Annotated in this window: 17 protein-coding genes and 2 pseudogenes; 6 read left to right on the top strand and 13 right to left on the bottom strand. The window is 54.0% G+C overall.

What is annotated here, in order from left to right; all coding sequences use genetic code 11:
• Positions 1 to 83: 83 nt before the first annotated feature.
• Positions 84 to 329, bottom strand: coding sequence for a hypothetical protein (locus tag DXH47_RS09370; protein WP_129033073.1), 246 nt, complete (start codon positions 327 to 329; stop codon positions 84 to 86).
• A 186-nt stretch (positions 330 to 515) separates the two neighbouring features.
• Here DXH47_RS09370 and DXH47_RS09365 point away from each other — a divergent pair, with 186 nt between their 5' ends.
• On the top strand, positions 516 to 1,172 hold the full coding sequence (locus DXH47_RS09365; RefSeq protein ID WP_129033072.1) for a hypothetical protein: 657 nt from the start codon (positions 516 to 518) through the stop codon (positions 1,170 to 1,172).
• A 111-nt stretch (positions 1,173 to 1,283) separates the two neighbouring features.
• Here DXH47_RS09365 and DXH47_RS09360 read toward each other — a convergent pair whose 3' ends face one another.
• Positions 1,284 to 2,195 carry an alpha/beta hydrolase fold domain-containing protein gene (locus tag DXH47_RS09360; protein WP_225423557.1) on the bottom strand — a complete coding sequence of 304 codons (912 nt, stop codon included), beginning with the start codon at positions 2,193 to 2,195 and terminating at the stop codon, positions 1,284 to 1,286.
• A gap of 157 nt (positions 2,196 to 2,352) precedes the next feature.
• Here DXH47_RS09360 and DXH47_RS09355 point away from each other — a divergent pair, with 157 nt between their 5' ends.
• Positions 2,353 to 3,141: a tyrosine-protein phosphatase gene (locus tag DXH47_RS09355; RefSeq protein WP_129033071.1), complete on the top strand. Its 789-nt coding sequence runs from the start codon at positions 2,353 to 2,355 to the stop codon at positions 3,139 to 3,141.
• Positions 3,142 to 3,259: 118 nt separating this feature from the next.
• Positions 3,260 to 4,201, top strand: a complete 942-nt coding sequence (locus tag DXH47_RS09350; RefSeq protein WP_129033070.1) for an alpha/beta hydrolase — start codon at positions 3,260 to 3,262, stop codon at positions 4,199 to 4,201.
• Positions 4,202 to 4,724: 523 nt separating this feature from the next.
• Here the strand turns inward: DXH47_RS09350 and DXH47_RS09345 are convergent.
• Both DXH47_RS09345 and purB read right to left on the bottom strand, forming a co-directional pair.
• Positions 4,725 to 5,144, bottom strand: a complete 420-nt coding sequence (locus DXH47_RS09345; RefSeq protein ID WP_129033069.1) for a hypothetical protein — start codon at positions 5,142 to 5,144, stop codon at positions 4,725 to 4,727.
• A 527-nt stretch (positions 5,145 to 5,671) separates the two neighbouring features.
• Positions 5,672 to 6,967: an adenylosuccinate lyase gene (gene purB, locus DXH47_RS09340; RefSeq protein ID WP_129033068.1), complete on the bottom strand. Its 1,296-nt coding sequence runs from the start codon at positions 6,965 to 6,967 to the stop codon at positions 5,672 to 5,674.
• A gap of 272 nt (positions 6,968 to 7,239) precedes the next feature.
• Between purB and DXH47_RS09335 the strand changes: the two genes are divergently transcribed.
• Positions 7,240 to 8,523, top strand: a complete 1,284-nt coding sequence (locus DXH47_RS09335) for an adenylosuccinate synthase (RefSeq protein ID WP_129033067.1) — start codon at positions 7,240 to 7,242, stop codon at positions 8,521 to 8,523.
• Positions 8,524 to 8,548: 25 nt separating this feature from the next.
• On the top strand, positions 8,549 to 9,535 hold the full coding sequence (locus DXH47_RS09330) for a GMP reductase (protein ID WP_129033066.1): 987 nt from the start codon (positions 8,549 to 8,551) through the stop codon (positions 9,533 to 9,535).
• Positions 9,536 to 9,598: 63 nt separating this feature from the next.
• On the opposite strand, the gene DXH47_RS09325 is transcribed toward DXH47_RS09330, so the two are convergent.
• The 4 genes from DXH47_RS09325 to DXH47_RS09310 all read right to left on the bottom strand — a co-directional run bounded on the left by DXH47_RS09325 (position 9,599) and on the right by DXH47_RS09310 (position 14,441).
• Complete coding sequence (locus tag DXH47_RS09325) at positions 9,599 to 10,228, bottom strand: cation transporter (protein ID WP_129033065.1); 630 nt, start codon at positions 10,226 to 10,228, stop codon at positions 9,599 to 9,601.
• Positions 10,229 to 10,359: 131 nt separating this feature from the next.
• A complete protein-coding gene (locus DXH47_RS09320; RefSeq protein WP_129033064.1) occupies positions 10,360 to 10,791 on the bottom strand; it encodes a universal stress protein in 432 nt (143 codons plus the stop codon).
• A gap of 12 nt (positions 10,792 to 10,803) precedes the next feature.
• Positions 10,804 to 12,426: an Nramp family divalent metal transporter gene (locus DXH47_RS09315; RefSeq protein WP_129033063.1), complete on the bottom strand. Its 1,623-nt coding sequence runs from the start codon at positions 12,424 to 12,426 to the stop codon at positions 10,804 to 10,806.
• A 407-nt stretch (positions 12,427 to 12,833) separates the two neighbouring features.
• Positions 12,834 to 14,441 (bottom strand): Nramp family divalent metal transporter, encoded by a 1,608-nt coding sequence (locus DXH47_RS09310; protein ID WP_129033062.1) that lies wholly within the window; start codon positions 14,439 to 14,441, stop codon positions 12,834 to 12,836.
• Positions 14,442 to 14,800: 359 nt separating this feature from the next.
• On the opposite strand from DXH47_RS09310, the gene DXH47_RS09305 reads away from it, so the two are divergent.
• A complete protein-coding gene (locus DXH47_RS09305) occupies positions 14,801 to 15,289 on the top strand; it encodes a GNAT family N-acetyltransferase (protein WP_129033061.1) in 489 nt (162 codons plus the stop codon).
• Between the two features lie 222 nt (positions 15,290 to 15,511).
• On the opposite strand, the pseudogene DXH47_RS09300 reads toward DXH47_RS09305, so the two are convergent.
• From DXH47_RS09300 to aroC, 5 genes and pseudogenes are all read right to left on the bottom strand, one after another.
• Positions 15,512 to 15,935: pseudogene (locus DXH47_RS09300) on the bottom strand (shikimate kinase).
• A gap of 25 nt (positions 15,936 to 15,960) precedes the next feature.
• Positions 15,961 to 17,058: a prephenate dehydrogenase gene (locus DXH47_RS09295; protein ID WP_129033060.1), complete on the bottom strand. Its 1,098-nt coding sequence runs from the start codon at positions 17,056 to 17,058 to the stop codon at positions 15,961 to 15,963.
• Positions 17,039 to 18,366, bottom strand: a pseudogene (aroA, locus tag DXH47_RS09290) (3-phosphoshikimate 1-carboxyvinyltransferase). Before aroA ends, DXH47_RS09295 begins: the two are co-directional and overlap by 20 nt.
• Before the next feature lie 13 nt (positions 18,367 to 18,379).
• Positions 18,380 to 18,907 carry an amino acid biosynthesis protein gene (locus tag DXH47_RS09285; protein ID WP_129033059.1) on the bottom strand — a complete coding sequence of 176 codons (528 nt, stop codon included), beginning with the start codon at positions 18,905 to 18,907 and terminating at the stop codon, positions 18,380 to 18,382.
• 13 nt (positions 18,908 to 18,920) lie between these two features.
• Positions 18,921 to 20,090 (bottom strand): chorismate synthase, encoded by a 1,170-nt coding sequence (gene aroC / locus DXH47_RS09280; protein WP_129033058.1) that lies wholly within the window; start codon positions 20,088 to 20,090, stop codon positions 18,921 to 18,923.
• Positions 20,091 to 20,169: the final 79 nt, after the last annotated feature.

The following is a 20,169-nucleotide window of genomic DNA, read 5'->3' as shown; positions in this document are numbered from 1 at the left end:
TCCTCCTTGAAAAGACGCAAAAGAGCTTGGGTCGCCCCAAACTCTTTTGCGTAACCGCTAACAATTACGGTCTTAAGTCTTGATTAACGCTTGATTACTAAGCGAATGTCGGCATCCACGTCATCGGGGTGGAGCTCTTCTTTATAATCAAAGTTCGCACTCTTAAAGTATTTCTTGATCTCGTCGTTGAGTTCTTCAACGGGGCGCACGTCCTTATCCAGGCGTTTCAATAATAGCGTGTATTCCTTTGAATCTTCATCGACATCTTCGAAGTGGTATTCCATCGCTTCAGAGTTCAAAATTTCTTGAATCATTTGCCGTTCAGTCATCATGTCTACCTCGCTTATCATAATTTCGTGATGCTTACACACTCTACTATAAGGTTGATTGGCCGATTTGTTAATCACTTTTTGGGCGTAATCAGATTACCGGGTAAAATGCCGGCAGAACCCTTTTTTTCTCCCCTGATTTCAGTTAGACTAAAAACTGACTAAATTATACAGGAGGCCCTTTTTGTGGCAAAAATGAAGGATTTTGGACAACGCATGCGATTCTTGGGTTTCTCGATCGTCTTGAACTCCGGTGCCAACGCGTTGACCATCTCCACCAACCTCGGCAGTGCCGTGTGGACCGGGTCCTCGGTCAATTTGGCCAACTGGATTCACGTGCCCCTAGGGACCACACTGTTCGGGTACGGCATCGTGATCACGGTGCTCAACCAATTTTTTCTCGGACACTTCGACCGGCGACGTTTCGTGTCGAACCTACTATATATCGTGCCCTTTAGTTACCTGGTTGAATGGATTGGTTATTTCTGGAACTGGCTGGGCGTGCCCCAGTTGGGACTGCCAGCTCGTATCGGTATCGACATCATCGGCTTGACCGGTGTGGCCTTTGCGGTGTCCATCTACCAGCGGTGCAACATCATCATGCCCCCCAACGATGATTTGTGTTACATCATCCGCTTTCGCTTCTTGCACGGCTCGGCGGTCGTCGCCCAGTGGGCCAGCTACCTGCCGCCAGTGCTCATCATCATTCTGTCGTTTTGGGCGACGGGTCAGCTCCACGCCATCGGCTTTGGGACCATCTGGGCGCTAGCCACCCAGGGCATCGTGATGGCTTGGGCGGACACCCACGTTTTCGCACGCTTGAAGCAACACATCGACGTTTAATCGTTAACCTTAAAATCATTGCGTCCAGCCACTGGCTGGGCGCTTTTTGGTGGTCGCAAAAGGCGGCGGGACCGGGGTCACCCCCACGTTCCCGCCGCCTACGCTGTCGTTCTAGGCTTTCGGCCTTGGCGGCAGTTTCCCGGTCAAGATAAATTGTTTGATTTCCTTTAACGTTCGTTTAGATTCCGGCAACTTCAACCACAGCACGTAATCGTGGAGCATCGCACGCAACTCGCGGACCGCTAAGTCGGTGCCCGCAGCGTCGCGCAACTTCTGAACCAGCCGGCGGTCATCGGCCACCAGCAACTCGTTGGTCCCGTAGTACAGTAAAATGGGGCCCAGGTCAGCGAAATTCCCGTAAATTGGGCTGACTTCGGGAGCGGTCACCGGGTGTTCCCCGGCGTAAGCGAAGCCCACTCGTTTGAGCGTGGTCAGCGACAGATACGGGTCGTGTTTGGCCGCCCGCGTCAAGTCCGGGTTCATCATGCTGAGGTCCGTCCAGGGCGACACTAGAATCGTCCCGGCAGGCAACTCGGCTTGCTTTTCTTGTAACTGCTGCAGTAACGCCAGGGCCAAACCTCCGCCCGATGAGTCCCCCAACAAGAAAAACTGGTCGTCGGGGTACTGGGCGTGCAGGTACTCGTAAGCCTGGCTGGCAAAGGTCAATGTCTGGTCGACCGTGGCTTCGGGGACCAGCGGATAATCCACGTAAGTGACTCGCAGATTGGCCTCGCGAATCAAAGTGACCATGATTTTCCGGTGGCTCGCGATACCCTGCATGGTATACGCCCCGCCATGCAATAAGATAACGTGTTGGGGCAACGGCGCACCGGAATCAGCGGTCAAAAGCCGCCCATCAAAGAGTCGCCGGTCCTTGGTCACGATATCGGCAGGAAACTTGGCCGCGGCCAACGCCAAATTACGGCGACTCGGTTGCGAAAAAGCTTGTTGAAGCTGTTGCTTGAGTTGACTATGCTGGGTCTTGAAGAGTAACCATTTCCCACGCAAACTCACGACTATCACCCTATCTTTTCCTTCATCAATTTCTGACACTCTTACAGACAGTATACAGCGTTTTGTGTTTGCTCGCAGATTTTCTCAAAATGAATTATTAGGTAATTTTCATAAAAACCGGTAGAATAGAGCCAGACTAACACTGACCGAAAGGATGATAAAACGAATGGCAACTAATCGGATTTTAAAGGTGACGGGCGGCCTAAACTTCCGTGAATTAGGGGGGTATCCCACCGTCGACGGTCACACCGTCAAATGGCATAAGCTGGTGCGGACCTCGGGGCTGGATAAGCTCACCGCGGCCGACCAGAACAACCTCGCCAACTATGGCGTCGTGACCGACGTGGACTTTCGGTCAAAAGACGAACAATCCCAGGCGCCTGATAAGGTCCCGACGGGCGCAACGTATAAATTTCTGCCCGTCTTCCCCGATGGTGACCGGACCGACGCTTCTGCCAGCCAGGCCGACCTTGAGCGCCAATTTTCCAGTGACCCGCAAGCCGGGTACCGCCACATGCTGGACGTTTACCGCCAGATGGTGACGCTCGAGTCCGCCCAACAGGCCTACCACGACTTTTTGGCCACATTACTGACCAACACCAAGCCCGACCAGGCGGTCCTCTTTCACTGTACGGCCGGCAAAGACCGCACCGGCATGGGGGCGTTTTTGACCTTAAACGCGCTGGGCGTCGACCCCCAAGTCATTCGTCGCGACTACCTCTTGACCAACCAAACGATCACGCCCGTGGTCGACAAGATGGTCGCTCAAGCCACTGGTAAGAGCGACGCCTTTATCGCCAACATCAAGGCGCTCGCGACCGTCAACCCCGACTACTTCGACACGGCCGCTAAGGTCATCAATACGCAGTACGGGGGCGTTCAAGACTTCTTACACGACGTTTTGGACTTCTCGCACAAAGACATTGCCACGTTAAAGCAACTCTACTTGGACTAACGCACCGACCGTCGCTGGGCGCCCGCTCAGTGGCGGTCTTTTTCACCCCCAGACTTGTTCCGTTGCGCCGAAACTTTTATACTAACCACATGCTTCATGATAGAAAGGATGACCCCTCTTGAAGAAAAGATTCACGCTGGGCCTCCCCTTGCTGGGAGCCGCCGCAACCACCTTACTGGCTAGCGAAAAGCTTTTTAATTTTGCGTTCAAACGGGTCAACTACGTCCCCGAAACGTCGGCCGAAAAACAAAAATATGCCGACAACTATTATGCTTATGTCGACTGGTACCACGCCGTGCCTAAGCACGCCTGGTACCTCCACGAACACGACGCCAGAAACCGGATGGTCGCCGAATATATCCCGGCCAATCCGGCTAGCAACCAGACCGTTATCATCGGTCACGGCTACAAGGGCAACGGCGAGACCATGGCGAACTTCGCCAAGATGTACCACGACCTGGGCTTCAACGTCCTACTCCCCGACGACCGAGGCCATGGTGAAAGTGCCGGCAAGTACATCAGTTTCGGTTGGCTCGACCGCTTAGACTATCTCAAATGGATCCAGCAAATCATCGACCGGAGTGACACCCCCGTTAAAATTTTACTGTTTGGCGTATCGATGGGGGGCGCGACTATGGAAATGTTGTCGGGCGAGACTTTACCGCCGCAGGTCAAGGCCATCATCGCCGACTGTGGGTATTCCAGCGTCGAAGCCGAGCTGATTTACCTACTGAAGCGCCAGTTCCACCTGCCTAAGTACCCGATTGAACCCCTGGTCAGCACCATTTCCAAGCGCCGGCTGGGCTACTACTTAAACGACGTCACCTCGACCGGTCAGCTGAAGAAAAATACCCGGCCGATTCTCTTCATCTACGGAGAAAAGGACGCTTACGTCCCGGTGGGGATGGCCTACGAGAACTACGCGGCAACCCACGCACCCAAGCAACTCTGGATCGTGAAGAACGCGACCCACGCGGAGAGTTTCTGGATCAATCCAGCTCGCTACCGTCAACACGTGATCGAATTTCTGGACACGTACTTCACGCCAAAACAACCCTAGGCACCAGTCTTAAGGGGATAGTAAGGTCTTTAGACTTACTTTATAAAATCGTCAAGAAGTCGTCACGACTTTCTCCTGGTCTGGTCACAACTGGCGGGTATAGTAAACATCATAGTAATTAGCCAATAGCAATTACTAGTCAAAATCTATATCCAATTCCCTTTAAATTCTCCCCCCTAAGAGAATTTAGACTTTCTCGTCAGATCATCCTCAGGTCTGGCGAACTCCTCAATTTTGAGTTTCTCCCCTCATAAGAAACTCACTCCTCATGAAATGTCCCTCTGGCCTTCCTCAGGCTGGGGGGATTTTTGTTTGGGAACGTGAAAAAGACTTGGTAATTGGGCCAAGTCTTTTTTGAGGGAAAAATCATTATTATGAGGGACATGGATTCATCTAAGAATTATTCCTACACGTGTAAGGAACACAAGCATCGCTATGAGGGACATAAATTCATCTAAGAATCATCCCCATTATCCCCGCCTCGATAACTCGTTATAAAACTAAACGAGAATAAATATCCTAATTATTCAACAGCTTTGTGGCGACTATTGTAAACCAACCAGCCATGGCCCTCTTTAATTCTTAAGGTGTGCTTAGTACGTTTAAAAGTATCAATGTGATATCTGGTACCACCCATCGTTGTTTTAGTATGTACTTTATAGATTCCATGCCCCTTGCTTACAACATATCGAACACTTTCAGGTTCAGTATCAGATTGTGTCATACCAGTCCAAAACGAATGTTTATATCCTTGATATGTATAGGCAACTTCGTAGCGTTCTCCCCTAGAACCACGCGCCCATTTAACATGTTTTTTCCAGTGACCCCGCAATGCTTTGGGTAGTGTGGAATAAACTTTGGCATTAGCTGTAATGGATGTCGTAGATAATCCTAACCCAAGTGAAACCATCGCCATGCCGATTAATACGATATTCTTCTTCATATTTCCGCCTCCGGTTTATGTACAGCTACAATAATATCACTACCATTAATGGTTTAAAACACATATTAGATGAAATCTTTTCAATCAATCCTCGACGCCAAATCAACAAGATAAATCAAAAAAGCCGGGAAATTCCGGCTTTACTAGAAAATCAATTCACACGTTTAGAATCACAAAATTTGGAGAGAACAACTGATTACGTGTCGCAATAGCACATTCCAAAATACAGGAGCAATACACTTTATATTCAACTCAAAACGTCCAAGGGCATACAACTAGTTGGCAAATCGATATAATTATTCATGAGAACCACCCCCACACATGTAGGGAACACTTAATGGTGCCAAAAATGACCAAAACTAATCAAGAATCACCCCCACCTACGTGGGGAATACCAAGCAAATCCAAGAACTGGTTAACGATAGCAGGAATCACCCCCACCTACGTGGGGAATACACTAAACAAATCCCGTCATACCGGCATCTTGATTTTCCAAAAAACCAGTTTTACGTTAACTCGATTATCTTCTATTTTAACCCCAATCGCTTAAAAATCACATCCCCCCGTCTCAGGTGATAGTGATAATCAAACGCATCCTCAATCTGATCCGGCGTCAAGCGTTCACGAATTCCCGCGCTGGCTTCCACCAGTGGTCGGAATTGGGTCTGTTCGTCCCAAGCCTGGGCCGTTAATGGCTGGACCAAGTCATAGGCGTCTTCGCGGCTCATCCCCGCTTCAATTAACTTCAATAAGAGTCGTTGACTATAAATCAAGCCGTAGGTCCGGCCCATGTTGGCCTTCATGGTCTCCGGGAAAACGTCCAACGACGACAAAATCCGGTTGAAGCGGTACAGCATGTAGTCCAGTAACGTGGTGCTTTCCGGCAAGATGATCCGTTCGGCTGACGAGTGAGAAATGTCGCGTTCGTGCCAGAGACTCACGTTTTCGTAGGCCGTGATGACGTTGCCCCGTAGGACCCGCGCCAGACCCGTCACGTTTTCCGAACCAATCGGGTTACGCTTATGTGGCATCGCCGAAGACCCCTTTTGTCCGGGATTGAAGTGTTCCTCCACCTCGTGAATCTCCGAACGCTGGAGACTACGAATCTCCGTGGCAAATTCTTCGATGCTGGTCCCAATCAACGCTAACGTGGCGATGTAATCGGCATGTAAGTCCCGCGGTAGGACCTGACTGGCAATCGGCTGAGCCGTGATGCCTAGTTGGTCACACACGTAGGCTTCGACCTCTGGCGGGACGTTCGCGAAGGTGCCCACGGCCCCACTGATTTTCCCGGTCTCGACGCCCTTGGCTGCCCGGTCGAACCGGGCCAAATTCCGTTGCATTTCCGCGTACCAGCGGGCAATTTTCAGCCCAAAGGTGGTCGGTTCGGCCTGCACCCCGTGGGTCCGGCCAATCATCACCGTGTCCTTATAGGTCAGAGCCATCTGTTTGAGCGTGCCAATCAAAGTCACGATGCCCTGGCGCAACTGCGCATTGGCTTGTTTCAGCCGGTAGCCCTGGGCGGTGTCGACCACGTCGGTACTGGTGACGCCAAAGTGAATCCATTTACGTTCCGGGCCCAAGGACGCCGAAACGTTGCGGGTAAAGGCGACCACGTCATGGTGGGTCACCGCTTCGATCTCGGCAATTTTATCGACATCAAAAGCAGCGTGTTCGCGAATCTTTTTTGCATCTTCCACTGGGACCTCGCCCAACTTGGCCCAAGCCTCATCGATGGCGATTTCGACGGCCAACCAGGATGCGTATTGGTTCTGTAACGACCAGATGCGCCCCATCTCCGGGCGCGTGTAACGTGATAACATGGTGTTTCCCCCTTGTTGGTAGTAAAGGACGAACATTGTTTAAAATCTTCGGTTAATCTCCGCGACCTATTATATCATAGATTATCCTAAAAATGGGTCATATTAGCGACTTATGTGCGCCCATAATCAGTTTCTACCCCTAATAAATAGAATATTAACTCACATAGTTTAACAATCGTTCGTTTTTAACTTGCTTTTTATTTCCGAACGTGGTAAATTATTTCTTGCTGGGTCGTTCGGCTTAGCAAAAAATAAATCGATGAGGTGTTGTTATGTCATCAACAGTAGTAGTTGGGAGTCAATGGGGCGATGAAGGTAAGGGGAAAATCACTGATTTTTTAAGTGAGAAAGCGGAAGTTATCGCGCGCTACCAAGGCGGCGACAACGCCGGCCATACCATCGTCTTCAACGACCAAACGTTCAAACTACGCTTGATTCCTTCGGGGATCTTCTACGCAGATAAGACCAGCGTGATTGGAAACGGTGTCGTTTTGAATCCCAAGTCATTAGTGGAAGAACTTCAGTACCTCAAAGATAACGGCGTGGCCACGGACAATCTGCGGATTTCCGACCGGGCCCACGTCATCCTGCCGTACCATATTCTCTTGGATAAATGCCAAGAAAAAACCAAAACCAACAAGATTGGGACCACCAACAAGGGTATCGGCCCGGCTTACATGGACAAAGCCGAACGGGTCGGTATCCGCGTGGCTGATCTCTTAGAACGCGACACCTTCGCGGCTAAATTAAAGCAAAACTTGGCCGAAAAAAATGAGTTGTTCGTCAAACTCTACGACGAACAACCCCTGAATTTTGACGATATTTTCGAAACCTACTACCAATACGGCCAGCAATTAAAGGCCCACGTCACCGACACGTCGGTGCTGATCAATGACGCCATCGACGCCGGCAAGAACGTCCTCTTCGAAGGCGCGCAAGGTGTCATGCTCGACATCGACCACGGGACCTACCCGTTCGTCACTTCGTCGAACCCCGTCGCCGGGGGCGTGACCATCGGTTCCGGCGTCGGCCCGACCAAGATCGACCAGGTCGTGGGGGTCTGCAAAGCCTACACGTCCCGTGTCGGTGACGGGCCCTTCCCGACCGAACTCCACGACGAAATCGGTGACACCATCCGGGAGACCGGCCACGAATACGGCACGGTCACTAAGCGGCCGCGGCGCATCGGCTGGTTCGACAGTGTCGTTCTTCGCCACGCCGCCCGCGTGTCCGGCTTGACGCATTTGTCGTTGAACTGCCTCGACGTCTTGACCGGCCTCAAGACCGTGAAAATCTGCAAGGCCTACCAGTTGAACGGCGAAACCATCACCCACAACCCGGCCAGCTTGAAGGACCTCTCGGCTTGCCAGCCCGTTTACGACGAGCTGCCCGGCTGGGACGAAGACATCACCCACTGCAAGACCTTAGCGGACCTGCCGGAAAATGCCCGCAACTACGTGCAACACCTGGCCGATTTGGTCGGTGTGCCGGTCGCGACCTTCTCTGTCGGACCCGACCGTGACCAAACCAACGTTTTAGAACCCATCTGGGACTAATTTTAAGAAATAGGAGCTGACCTCGATGCACCCATCTGAAGTCTTCGATTACGAAGATATCCAATTGATTCCCAATAAATGTATCCTCGATAGCCGGTCCGAAGACGACCCAAGTATTACCTTCGGCGGCCGCAAATTCAAGATTCCCGTGGTTCCAGCCAACATGGAGACCGTCATCAACGAGGACCTCGCCGTCTGGCTGGCGCAAAACGATTACTTCTACGTGATGCACCGGTTCCAGCCCCAAAACCGCCGGGGTTTCATCGAACGGATGCACGCCAAGCACCTGTTCGCTTCCATCAGCGTCGGCGTCAAGCCCAACGAGCACGCCTTCATCGACGAACTCGCCGCGGCCAACCTCACGCCGGAATACATCACCATCGACATCGCCCACGGGCACGCCGATTCGGTGATTCAGATGATCAAAAAGATCAAGGCGACCCTCCCCGACAGCTTCGTCATCGCCGGTAACGTCGGCACGCCCGAAGCCGTCCGCGAACTGGAAAACGCGGGCGCCGATGCCACCAAGGTCGGTATCGGCCCTGGCAAGGCCTGCATCACCAAGCTCAAGACCGGTTTTGGGACCGGCGGCTGGCAACTTGCGGCCTTACGGTTGTGTGCCAAAGCCGCCCGCAAACCACTGGTGGCCGACGGGGGGATCCGCTACAATGGCGACATCGCCAAGTCGATTCGCTTCGGTGCCAGCATGGTCATGATTGGCTCGATGCTTGCCGGGCACGAACAGTCCCCCGGTAATAAGCTGACCATCGACGGTCGGGTCTACAAACAGTACTGGGGCTCGGCGTCCGAGAAGCAAAAGGGCGCCTATCGCAACGTCGAGGGCAAGCAGATGCTGGTCCCGTATCGTGGGGACCTCGCCGACACCCTCCAAGAGATTCGTCAGGACCTGCAGTCCTCGATTTCCTACGCCGGTGGCCGGACGTTACTCGACATCCGCACCGTCGACTACGTGGTCGTCAAGAACTCGATCATGAACGGTGACAATTACTAAACTCATGCCTAAAACTGCCGCTTCCCGTGTGGGCGAAGCGGCAGTTTTTTTGCGTTCTGTTAATCAATCGGCGCCCTTGCCCCGACCGTTCTGGAAGGCTTCCCAACCCTCGCTGGCAATGAAGTAGACTAAGACTAAGGCCGCCACGGAATCGGCCCACCACCAGCCAAAGGCCGCCGTGAGCACGGCCCCGATTAGGACCGTGGCCGCCATGTAGGCGCAGGTGATGTTACACATCCCGTCTTCAATCAGCGCGGCCGAGTGGACCCGGTGACCGATTTTGCGTTTGCCCCAGGTCAAAAGTGGCATCAAGATGACCGAAGCCACGGCAATCGCCATTCCCGACCAACTGCTGTTCGCTTGCTGGTGCGTCAGGAGGTTATAGACCGACACGCCCACCACGTAGACCGCCAACAGGAGTAACACCGTTCCCACAATCAATGACGAGCGTTGTTCGGCGCGTTGAATCTCCTGGTCACTGGCCGTGCCCGCGACCGATTTACGTAACCGCCAGATCAACGTGCTGCCCGAGATGATCTCTAAGAAGCTGTCCAACCCAAAGGCAATCAGTAAGATGGACCCCGCCTTGACGCCGGAACTGAAGCCCACCAGAAACTCGAAGGTCATCCAAGCCGTTGAAAAATACTCGATATGTAACCCGCGTTGAAACGCGGTTTTCGGTGCTGTTTGCATATTGATAATCCCCTTTTTACCCGGTGATGCTACCGGTCATTTAAAAAAATGGCGGCCTATGCCATGTCCTCTCAGACATGACTTAGACCGCCACAAGTGTTACTGATTCAATTTACCTTGATTATACCACGTTACCGAATGACCAACACCGAAATCGGTGAATACTTGGCCATATAGGCCGCTTGGCTCCCGAAGTGGCGCCGCACGCCCTTTTTGGCTTCGGAACCGATGATTAACAAATCTGGTTTAACGTGCGGAATCACATCTTTAACGATGGTTTCCCCAGGTTCCCCGTCCGCGACCAACGCGTGAACTTTGGTGAGACCGGCATCTTTCGCTTGCTTCAGATAGTCCTGGATATGATCCTCCAGCGCTTGACGTTCCCCGTGGATGAAATCCTTATTCAAGGCTTCGTAGACGTTCATCTCGTTGTTCTCCCAAACCGACACGATGTGCAGTTCCGCATCGTCACGTTTGGCTTGATGCAGGGCATACTTGAACGCTAGCAAAGCATCCGCTGAATCATCAACACCGACTAAAATCCGTTTAAACTTGGTTGCCATAAAGATCGCCCCTTAGTTTTCTTCTTGGTTTTCGATCGCGTTACCGGCCATAGCGGCATCAACGACGGATTCCTTCCCTTCTGACTTCAAGTGGTTAGCCAACTTTTGGTTCCCTTGATGAAGTTCCACGATGGTCCAAACTAATAAGGCCAAGATGGCAAAGATCAGAACGTAAGCAATCACGTTAGCCAGGTCCGTTTCAGCACCGGATGGGTTATCCCCGAAGAAGGCCACGATTTGGTCTGGCAGGCCCTTTAAGTTCAAGAAGGTCAACCCAACAACGGAAATCCAACCTAAGACCCGCACCCACATCGTGTTGCGGAACTCACCCATTTCCAGCTTGCTATCCGTCATCATCAACAACGGTAGCATCGAGAATGGCAACGCAAACGCCAGGAAGACTTGTGAGTTGTTCATCAGGGTATTCAGCGCTGTATGTTCAGCAATCGCGCTCTTACCACTGGTCATCATGACACAAATCAACACTGGAATCACAGAAATCAATCGGGTTACTAAGCGCCGTAACCAAAGCGGCATCCGCATGTGGACAAATCCTTCCATGATGACCTGACCAGTTAAGGTCCCGGTAATCGTGGAGTTTTGCCCGGAAGCTAACAGCGCCACGGCAAACAGGATGGATAAGATCCCGGTCTTGGCCACGCCGGCTAAGACCCCGTTACTCATGGTTGCCGTATCAGATAAGGCTTGGAACAACCCGAAGAAGGAAGGATCCTTGACGGCCCCCGTCTTGAAGACGGCAACCCCCATGATCAACAGTAAGGAGTTCACGAAGAACGCTAACGTCAACTGAATGTTGGAATCCCAGCTGGAGAACCGGACCGTGCGGGCGATATCTGCCTTGTCGGTGTGGTCGATCTCCCGGGTTTGCGAAATCGCTGAATGCAAATACAAGTTGTGGGGCATAACCGTCGCCCCAATGATTCCCAAAGCTCCTTGCAGCGGGCTGTTACCCCCGATGACCGGTGAGCTAGCAAACGTCTTACCCGTTGGCACTAAGCCGGCGAAGACGCCGCCCCAGTTCGGGTTGGACAGTGCAACTTCGTAAGCGAAGACGACTAAGATCACCATGATCAAGCAGACCACGATGGCTTCGATCTTCCGGAACCCAATCTTGGTCAACAAGAGCAAGAGCAGAACATCGAAGACGGTGATAAATACGGCGATGACTAATGGAATATTGAATAATAGATATAACGCAATCGCCGCACCAATAACTTCGGCGATATCGGTCGCCATGATGGCTAATTCGGTCATAATCCATAAGACAATGCCTAACGCTTTACTGGTTCGGGCGCGAATCGCCTGAGCTAAGTCCATTTGACTCACGATACCAAGTTTGGCGGCCATGTATTGAAGTAACATCGCGACTAAACTTGAGATCAAGATGACGGACATCAGCAGGTATTGGAAGTTTTGCCCACCGGTAATTGACGTGGACCAGTTACCTGGGTCCATGTAACCGACCGCGACTAAGGCGCCAGGACCGGAGTACATGAAGAGGGCTTTCCAGAAGCCAATGTTGCGTGGAACTTTAACGGTACCGTTGATTTCTTCCAATGACCGCCCGTTGGCGTATTGGATCAACTTGTGCTTTTTTACAGAGTTATCAGACACGTAAAAAAACTCCTTTCCCTTGATGACTTAACAACGAACCCATTGTACATTAAATCTAATCGAGTGCAAAGACTTTTTTAGCTTGACCTAAATTTAATTCGCGGGCACATGAAGTCAATTGGCAGGACCCTACTCAAACTTGAAAGCGCCGCCATCGTTGCTGTCAAGTCATCTTGCTTGACCACTTTTGGCTAGTCCCGTCATACCCTAAACTTTCACAAAAAAGTTCAAAAATTTGTCAAATTATCTAACTGCGATTAAGAGATTCTTAAGGGGGCCTAAACTTTTAACTGATGTTTCTATAATTTTTTCGTTGATCATCCCTTCTTTGGGCAACCAAAAAAACTGGCTGTCACCACAACGGGGACAACCAGTTTACTCACATTTTTTCGATTTTGGCGTCAATTTTAGTCGGCATCGTCGCTCTTCATCGCGGCATCGACGGCCGAGGCGTTCCCGGTCGCCTGCAAATGGGCGGCCAACTGCTTGTTGCCCCGGTGCAACTCGATGATGGTCCAGAGCAATAAGGCGGCGATAATCAAGTTGATGACCAACGCGATGTGGCCAGCCAATGCCGTTTGCGCGGCGGTCGGGTTGGCACTCAGGAAGCCGACGACTTGGTCGCCCATCCCCTGCATGTTCAAACCGGTCAAGGCAATCACGGAAATCCAGCCGAAGATCTTGACCCACAGAGCGTTTTTAAACTGGCCCATTTCCAACTTACTGTCCGTCATCATCAGTAACGGCAACATTGAAAACGGCAACGCGAACGCTAGAAAGACTTGGGAGTTGTTCATCAAGTCATTCAACGCCACGTGTTCGTCGATGGCACTCTTGCCACTGGTCATGGCCACGCAGACCAGTACCGGAATCACGGAGATCAACCGGGTGACCAGCCGCCGTAACCATAGCGGCATCCGCATGTGAACGAAGCCTTCCATGATGACTTGCCCGGTCAAGGTCCCAGTGATGGTCGAGTTTTGCCCGGAAGCTAACAACGCGACGGCAAACAACGTGGACAAGATTCCGGTCTTGGCAACCGCAGCCAGCACCCCATTACTCATGGTCGAGGTGTCGGACAAGGCCTGGAACAACCCGAAGAATGACGGGTCCTTAACGGCACCAGACTTGAAGACCGCGACCCCCATGATCAGCAGTAACGCGTTGACGAAGAAGGCCAGCGTCAGTTGGATGTTGGAATCCCAACTGGCAAAGCGGACCGTCTGCGCAATATCTTTGGCCGAATGGTGGTCGATCTTCCGCGTTTGTGAAATCGCCGAGTGCAAATACAGGTTATGCGGCATGACGGTGGCCCCGATGATCCCCAAGGCCCCCTGCAGCGGGTTGGTCCCGCCAATGGTTGGCGATTGGGCAAAGGTCTTGCCCGTCGGAATCAAGCCGGCGAAGACGCCGCCCCAGTTCGGGTCGGATAAGGCGACCTGGTAGGCGAAGACCACCAGGATGACCATGATCAGGCAGACCACGATGGCTTCGATTTTCCGAAACCCAATCTTAGTCAGCAGTAACAGCAACAACACGTCAAAGACCGTGATGAACACCGCGATGACCAGTGGGATGTGGAATAACAGGTACAGCGCAATCGCCGTCCCGATAACTTCGGCGATATCGGTGGCCATGATGGCAAGTTCGGTCATGAGCCACAACACGATTCCCAGCGACTTACTAGTCCGGGCCCGAATCGCTTGGGCCAGGTCCATCTGACTCACGATTCCAAGTTTAGCGGCCATGTATTGGAGTAACATCGCCACTAAACTTGAGATCAAGATAACAGACATCAGCAGGTACTGGAAATTTTGCCCCCCGGTAATCGACGTTGACCAGTTCCCAGGATCCATGTACCCCACGGCAACTAGTGCACCGGGGCCCGAGTACATGAACAACGCTTTCCAAAAATTAATATCATGGGGCACTTCAACGGTCCCGTTGATTTCTTCCAACGACCGCCCGTTGGCGTATTGAATCAACTTACGCTTCTTCGGCGTGGTTTGCGGCATCTCTAAAACTTCCTTTCTTGCGCGTTTCGGTACCCAAACTATCCAGGAAATAATATCCCCTACAAACAGCTTAGTCCCCAAAACGAATAGCTTATCCGATGATAACTTCGCTCCTTTCCCAATCACTCGCAGTTTAGCAAAGAATCGAGCCCTTCGGCGATAAAAACGCGAAAAAAGCCAGTATTTGCGCTGACCACTTAACGAACTAACTACCACTAAAACGGCGTTAGGTGGGACAATTACCCACAGGTGGGGGCCTTTGTTTCACCTAACCGGCCCCAGATTCTCACCGCACCCGCCCCAACTTCTGGTACACTAGACAACAAACCCATTATACAATAGAAGGAAGCGGATACATTTTGCAAATCATTCCCGCCACGCGCGCCGATCTGCCCGCCATTTTACGCATCGAAAACGCCGGTTTCACCCCTGAAGAGGCCGGGTCGCCGGCAGCTTATGAGGCTCGCCTGGCCGCCTTTCCCACAACCTTTCTGGTCGCCCACGACCACGGGACCATCGTCGGTTTCATCTGCGGTCCCATCGTCACTGAGTCATTAGTCGCCGACTGGATGTACGCCGACGCGCCACAGAATCTGCCGCACGGCGGCCACCAGATGGTCCTGACCGTCGCGGTCGCCCCCGCGGCCCAGGGCCAAGGCATCGGTAGTCAGCTTTTGTCCGCTTTGGCACAAGTCGCCGCCACCCGGGGGTGCACCAGCATGGCCTTGACCTGTTTGGCCGACCGCATCCCCTTTTACCAAAAAAACGGTTTCCGGTCACTGGGCGTGTCCCAATCGGCTCACGCCGGGGAGACCTGGTACGATTTAGTCAAAGACTTGGCCCACTAATTTCAGAAGACAGACAAAAATCGCCATGACCTGGCGATTTTTGTGTCTAACAGCTTACGTAACAAATAAAAAATCCACCCCACACAACCTGTAATGTTATGGTATGTGGCAATTCTTCTCATCAGTCAAAAGAGTCCCTGTGTCCCTTTGATCTTTTTTATTATAGTCCCTTCTTCCGCGTCTCTTAACTTGCGGATTACTATATGGAAGAAACGGTAAAATTTACGCCTGAATGGCCCGGGTGGTCACTGCCAATTGTCGGCGAATTTCGGCCACAATTTGTACCGGGGTCAACTCATCGGTGACCACTAACCGGTCGGCCGCCGCGCGGTACAGTGCCGCCCGTTTGGCCTTTAACGCGAGTAGTCCCTGGGGGCCCAACTGGTCCACCAACGGCCGGCCAGTGTCTTGTCCGACCCGTTGCAGAATCGTGCGGTCACTCGCCGTTAGACAGAATGCCCGGTTGGTCTAAGGCGCCACGCAAGGTCCGCTGTTCTAGCTGGCGGAAGTAGGCCTCACCTTGCGTGTTAAAAATCGTGTTGATGGAACACCCCGCCCTTTGGACGATCAAGTCATCCAAGTCGGCGTGATGCACGCCCAGTTCTCTGGCCAATAACTGACCAACCGTCGTTTTTCCACTTCCCATGAACCCAATTAAAATTGCTTGCATGTTAAGCCCTCCTCACAATCTGGTAGTCTGCTGCCTGTAAAACTTCCGCCGCTTGGTCGCGGGTGGCCGCGTCACCGAAAGTCAGTTGTAAGACCCCGTCGACTTCCTCGCGAATCTCTAAAATATGGACGTTGACCAGACTCAACTTAGCTTGCACCAACCGCGCGGTCACGTCGGCGATGGCCCCCACCTGATCAGGAACGTTCAAAAACAAATCAAAGAAGTTCGGTAAACTCCCCAGCCGCTCGGGGCCCAGGTGGTCGCGCGTGATCTTGGCCGTGGCGAAGAACGCGGTCAGTTGGGTGACGTCGCGTTGCTTGACGGCCGTGGCGATACGGGTCAATTCCGCCTGGTAGGCCGCCAACTGTTCGGTCACGATGGGCCCGTTCGCCAGTAAAATCGCGGTCCACATGGTCGGATCCGACGACGCGATGCGGGTGATGCTCTTGAAGCCGCCCGCGGCTAACCGTAACCCTAACGGCGAGTCAGCTAACGCCCGTTGGGTCTGATTGACCAACGCCGCGGCCACCACGTGGGGCAAGTGACTCAACTGCCCCACCAACCGGTCGTGCTGGGTCGGCGTGACCGTCAACCACTTGACGTGCGTACCCTTAAGTAAGTCCTGTAACCGCGTCACTGCGGCCTGTGGCGCGTGGCCCGGCACCAAAAAATAAAAGGCGTTTTCGAATAAATCAGCTCGCCCGGCGGTGGCCCCGGATTTATGCGACCCAGCCATCGGGTGGCCGCCCACGACCGCGACGCCCCGGCGTTGGAGCGGCTTGGCGGCGGTGAGCACCGTTTGCTTGGTGCTGCCGACGTCGGTCACCAAGACGTCCGGTTTCAAGGTCAACGACGCCAATAACGTCAGGTCGTCACAGATGACGCTGACCGGTCCGGCTAAGATGATGACGTCGGCTTGTGGCGCGGCGGCCAAGAAGTCTGACGCCACAGCATCGATCATTCCGGTTTGTTGGGCATAGGCTAAGCTTTCGGCGTTGACGTCACACCCCACCAGTCGAACTTCTGGGTGGGCTTGGCGGATGGCCAACGCCAGTGAGCTGCCAATCAAGCCCAGTCCCTTAATTAACACTTGCGACATACAATGCCTCCTTTACCGGCACCAACCGGGCCAAATCATCGAAGAACGTGGGGTACGAAATGCCAATCGCGTCCGCCCCGGTCAACGTCACCGGGGTGCTAAGTCGCAGCGCCGCCACCGCCAGCATCATGCCGATGCGGTGGTCGCCGTGACTGTCCAACTGGGTGGCGCGGACCCGCCAGGATTGGCGACCGTCGATGATGAAGCCGTCCGGTTTTTCGGTGATGGCCACACCCAGTTTTTTAAGTTCGGTCACGATGGTGGCGATGCGGTCGGTCTCCTTAACCCGTAACTCTTGGGCGCCGCTGATCTCACTGATTCCGTTGGCCGTGGCGGCTAATAAGGCCACCAGTGGCAACTCGTCGATGACCGCTGGATGTCGTTAGCCGTGAGGGTCAGCGGTCGCAACGGCGCGGCCGTCACGGTCACGTCACCCAACGGTTCGCCTACTTGGCCGTGATGGTGAACGCTGATTTTACCGCCCATCCGCCGCAAAACAGACAAGATTCCAGTCCGCGTCTGGTTCAAGCCGACGTTTTTGAGCGTGACCCGTGACCCCGGCACGATACTCGCCGCGGTGATGAAGAACGCCGCCGACGACAGATCGCCCGGAATCGTCAGGTTCTGCCCGCGTAACGTCGGGTGCAGGGCCACCGTGATGGTCCGCCGGTCAAGCGCCATCACCACCTGGCCCCCAAAGGCGTTCACCAGTCGTTCGGTGTGGTCACGCGTGGGTAGCTTTTCCACGATGGTACTGGGGCCCGTCGCTTGAAGCGCCGCCAAGATCACGGCGCTTTTGACCTGGGCACTGGCGACTTTCAAATGCACCGTGGTGCCAGTCAACCGGCGGCCGCGAACCCAGAGTGGCAGGTGGTTACCGGTCAACTCTAAGGTCGCGCCCATGGTAGCCAGCGGCGTACGCACCCGGTCCATCGGCCGGCGACTCAACGAACCATCCCCCACCAGTTGGGTGTCGAAGGGTTGTCCGGCCAATAACCCCGCCAGTAAGCGCGTGGCGGTCCCGGCGTTGCCCAGGTCAAGCGCCTGGTGAGGCGGTCGTAACCCAGTCAGTCCCCGTCCGGTAATGGTCACCGTGGTCCCTTGTCGCTTGATTGGCACCCCCAAGGCCCGCAACGCATTGAGCGTCGATAGGCAATCGGCGGCCGGGAGAAAGTGGGTCAACCGGGTGGTCCCGGTACTGATAGCACCGAGGATCAGGCCCCGGTGAGAAATGCTCTTATCGCCCGGCACGGTCAGTGTGCCGTGAAGGCCAGTGGTTGGTCGGTTCTGTAATCGTCGTTGCTTCATTTGCTCGCACCCCTTATTTAATTTGATACACGCACCACACCATCTTGGGCGTGAGGCGTTTCAGTTGTCGTTCGTAAGGCCTCAGCGTGACGTTTTTTTCGTTAGTCAGGACGTAGGCACCACGGTTCGCACAATAAGCGCGGTACGCCAGGAATTTACTGGCGGCGGTCTGAACGTCGACGCTACTCACGATACGGGCCAGCAGTTGTGCCGTGGCCGCGTGGGTGTAGCCGATGCGGTTGTCAGCGTGCCGGCGCTCAATCACCACCAGCGGGTCCAACGCCGTGATAAAACTGGTCACAAGCGTCCACTGGTCGAGCAACGCGTAGTGCACGTCGCCCCAACTGGCATGCAGCGTTGGTGACTTGAACGCCGCCGGAATTACCACCAGATCACCGGGGTATCGCGCTAACGTGGTCAAGAGGTCCTCAAAACTCGCGTGGCCCATGATGGTTGCTTGCCCCTGGCAGTAGCGCTGGTTATACACGCTGGCAGCCGCGTAGCTGTCGGTCGCTTCTGGCCCTAAGGTATGAATGTTCACGCCCTCACCACCCTTAGTAGTCGGCCAGTTCGGTCCGGTAAGCTGCCACTTGGCGTTGCAAACGCGTCAGGTTACTGCCGTCAAACGTCGCGGTCAAGGCCTTGGCCAGTTCGATGGCAACCACGCTTTCGACCACTAACGACGCTGGTACGATGGCCGTGGTGTCAGAACGTTCGACGTTGGCCTTTTTGACCACCTTGGTCTGGATGTCAACGCTTTGTAGCGGCTTGTACAGGGTGGGAATCGGCTTCATCGCGGCCTTGATAACGATGGGCATGCCGTTGCTCATCCCGCCCTCGAAGCCGCCTAAGTGGTTGCTCAACCGCGACCAGCCTTGACCTTGGTGCCAATCGATCTCATCCATCACCTGACTGCCGTAGTGGCCGGCCGCCGTGAAACCGTCGCCGATTTCGACGCCCTTCATGGCATTGACCCCCATCACGGCCGCGGCCAGTTGGCCATCGAGCTTGGTGTCCCAACCGGTGTAGCTCCCCAGGCCAGCCGGTACGTTTTCAGCGACCACCCGAATCACGCCGCCTAAGGTGTCCCCCGCCTTGCGGGTCGCGGTGATCAGGTCGTGGAGTTCGGCGACCCGGTCATCAGCCGCCAAGCGCAAATCGTTTTGGGTCACCCGCTGGGCCAACTCGCGCAGCGGCAGTTCCGCGTGGGGGTCAACGGTGACGGCCCCAATCTGTTGAACGTACCCCAAGACGTGAATGTCCAGTTGGGCCAGAAACTGTTCGCAAATCTGCCCAATTGCCACCCGCATGGCGGTCTCCCGCGTCGATGAACGTTCCAAGACGTTGCGCAGATCGCGGTGACCGTATTTCATGCCCCCAACCAGATCGGCGTGGCCGGGCCGCGGCCGGGTGACCTGGCGCAAGGTATTTTCGGCCGTGGCCGGACTAGTCGGATCCATGATTTTGGACCAGTGGGCGTGGTCGCGGTTTTGGATGGTCAAAGCTAACGGCGAGCCCAGCGTGACCCCGTGACGCAGACCGCCGACCACGGTGACCTGGTCGTGTTCGATCTGTTGGCGGTTGCCGCGACCAAAGCCCCCCTGGCGTGCGGCTAAGCCGGCGTTCACGGCGTCGAGGTCCAAGGTCAGCCCCGCTGGTAATCCGGTCAAGATGCCGGTCAGTTGGGGCCCGTGTGATTCTCCTGCAGTGACAAAATTAAGCATGTTCATCCTCCTTAGTGGGTGCCGTAGGGACCGGTCGCGTTTGACGAGAAACGGTGGTGGCATCCGTGCGGCGGGCCTG

Source organism: Levilactobacillus suantsaii (assembly GCF_004115745.1).
Taxonomy (GTDB): Bacteria; Bacillota; Bacilli; order Lactobacillales; family Lactobacillaceae; genus Levilactobacillus; species Levilactobacillus suantsaii.
The sequence above is the reverse complement of the archived record's forward strand: the minus strand, read 5'-3'. Positions and strand labels throughout refer to the sequence as shown.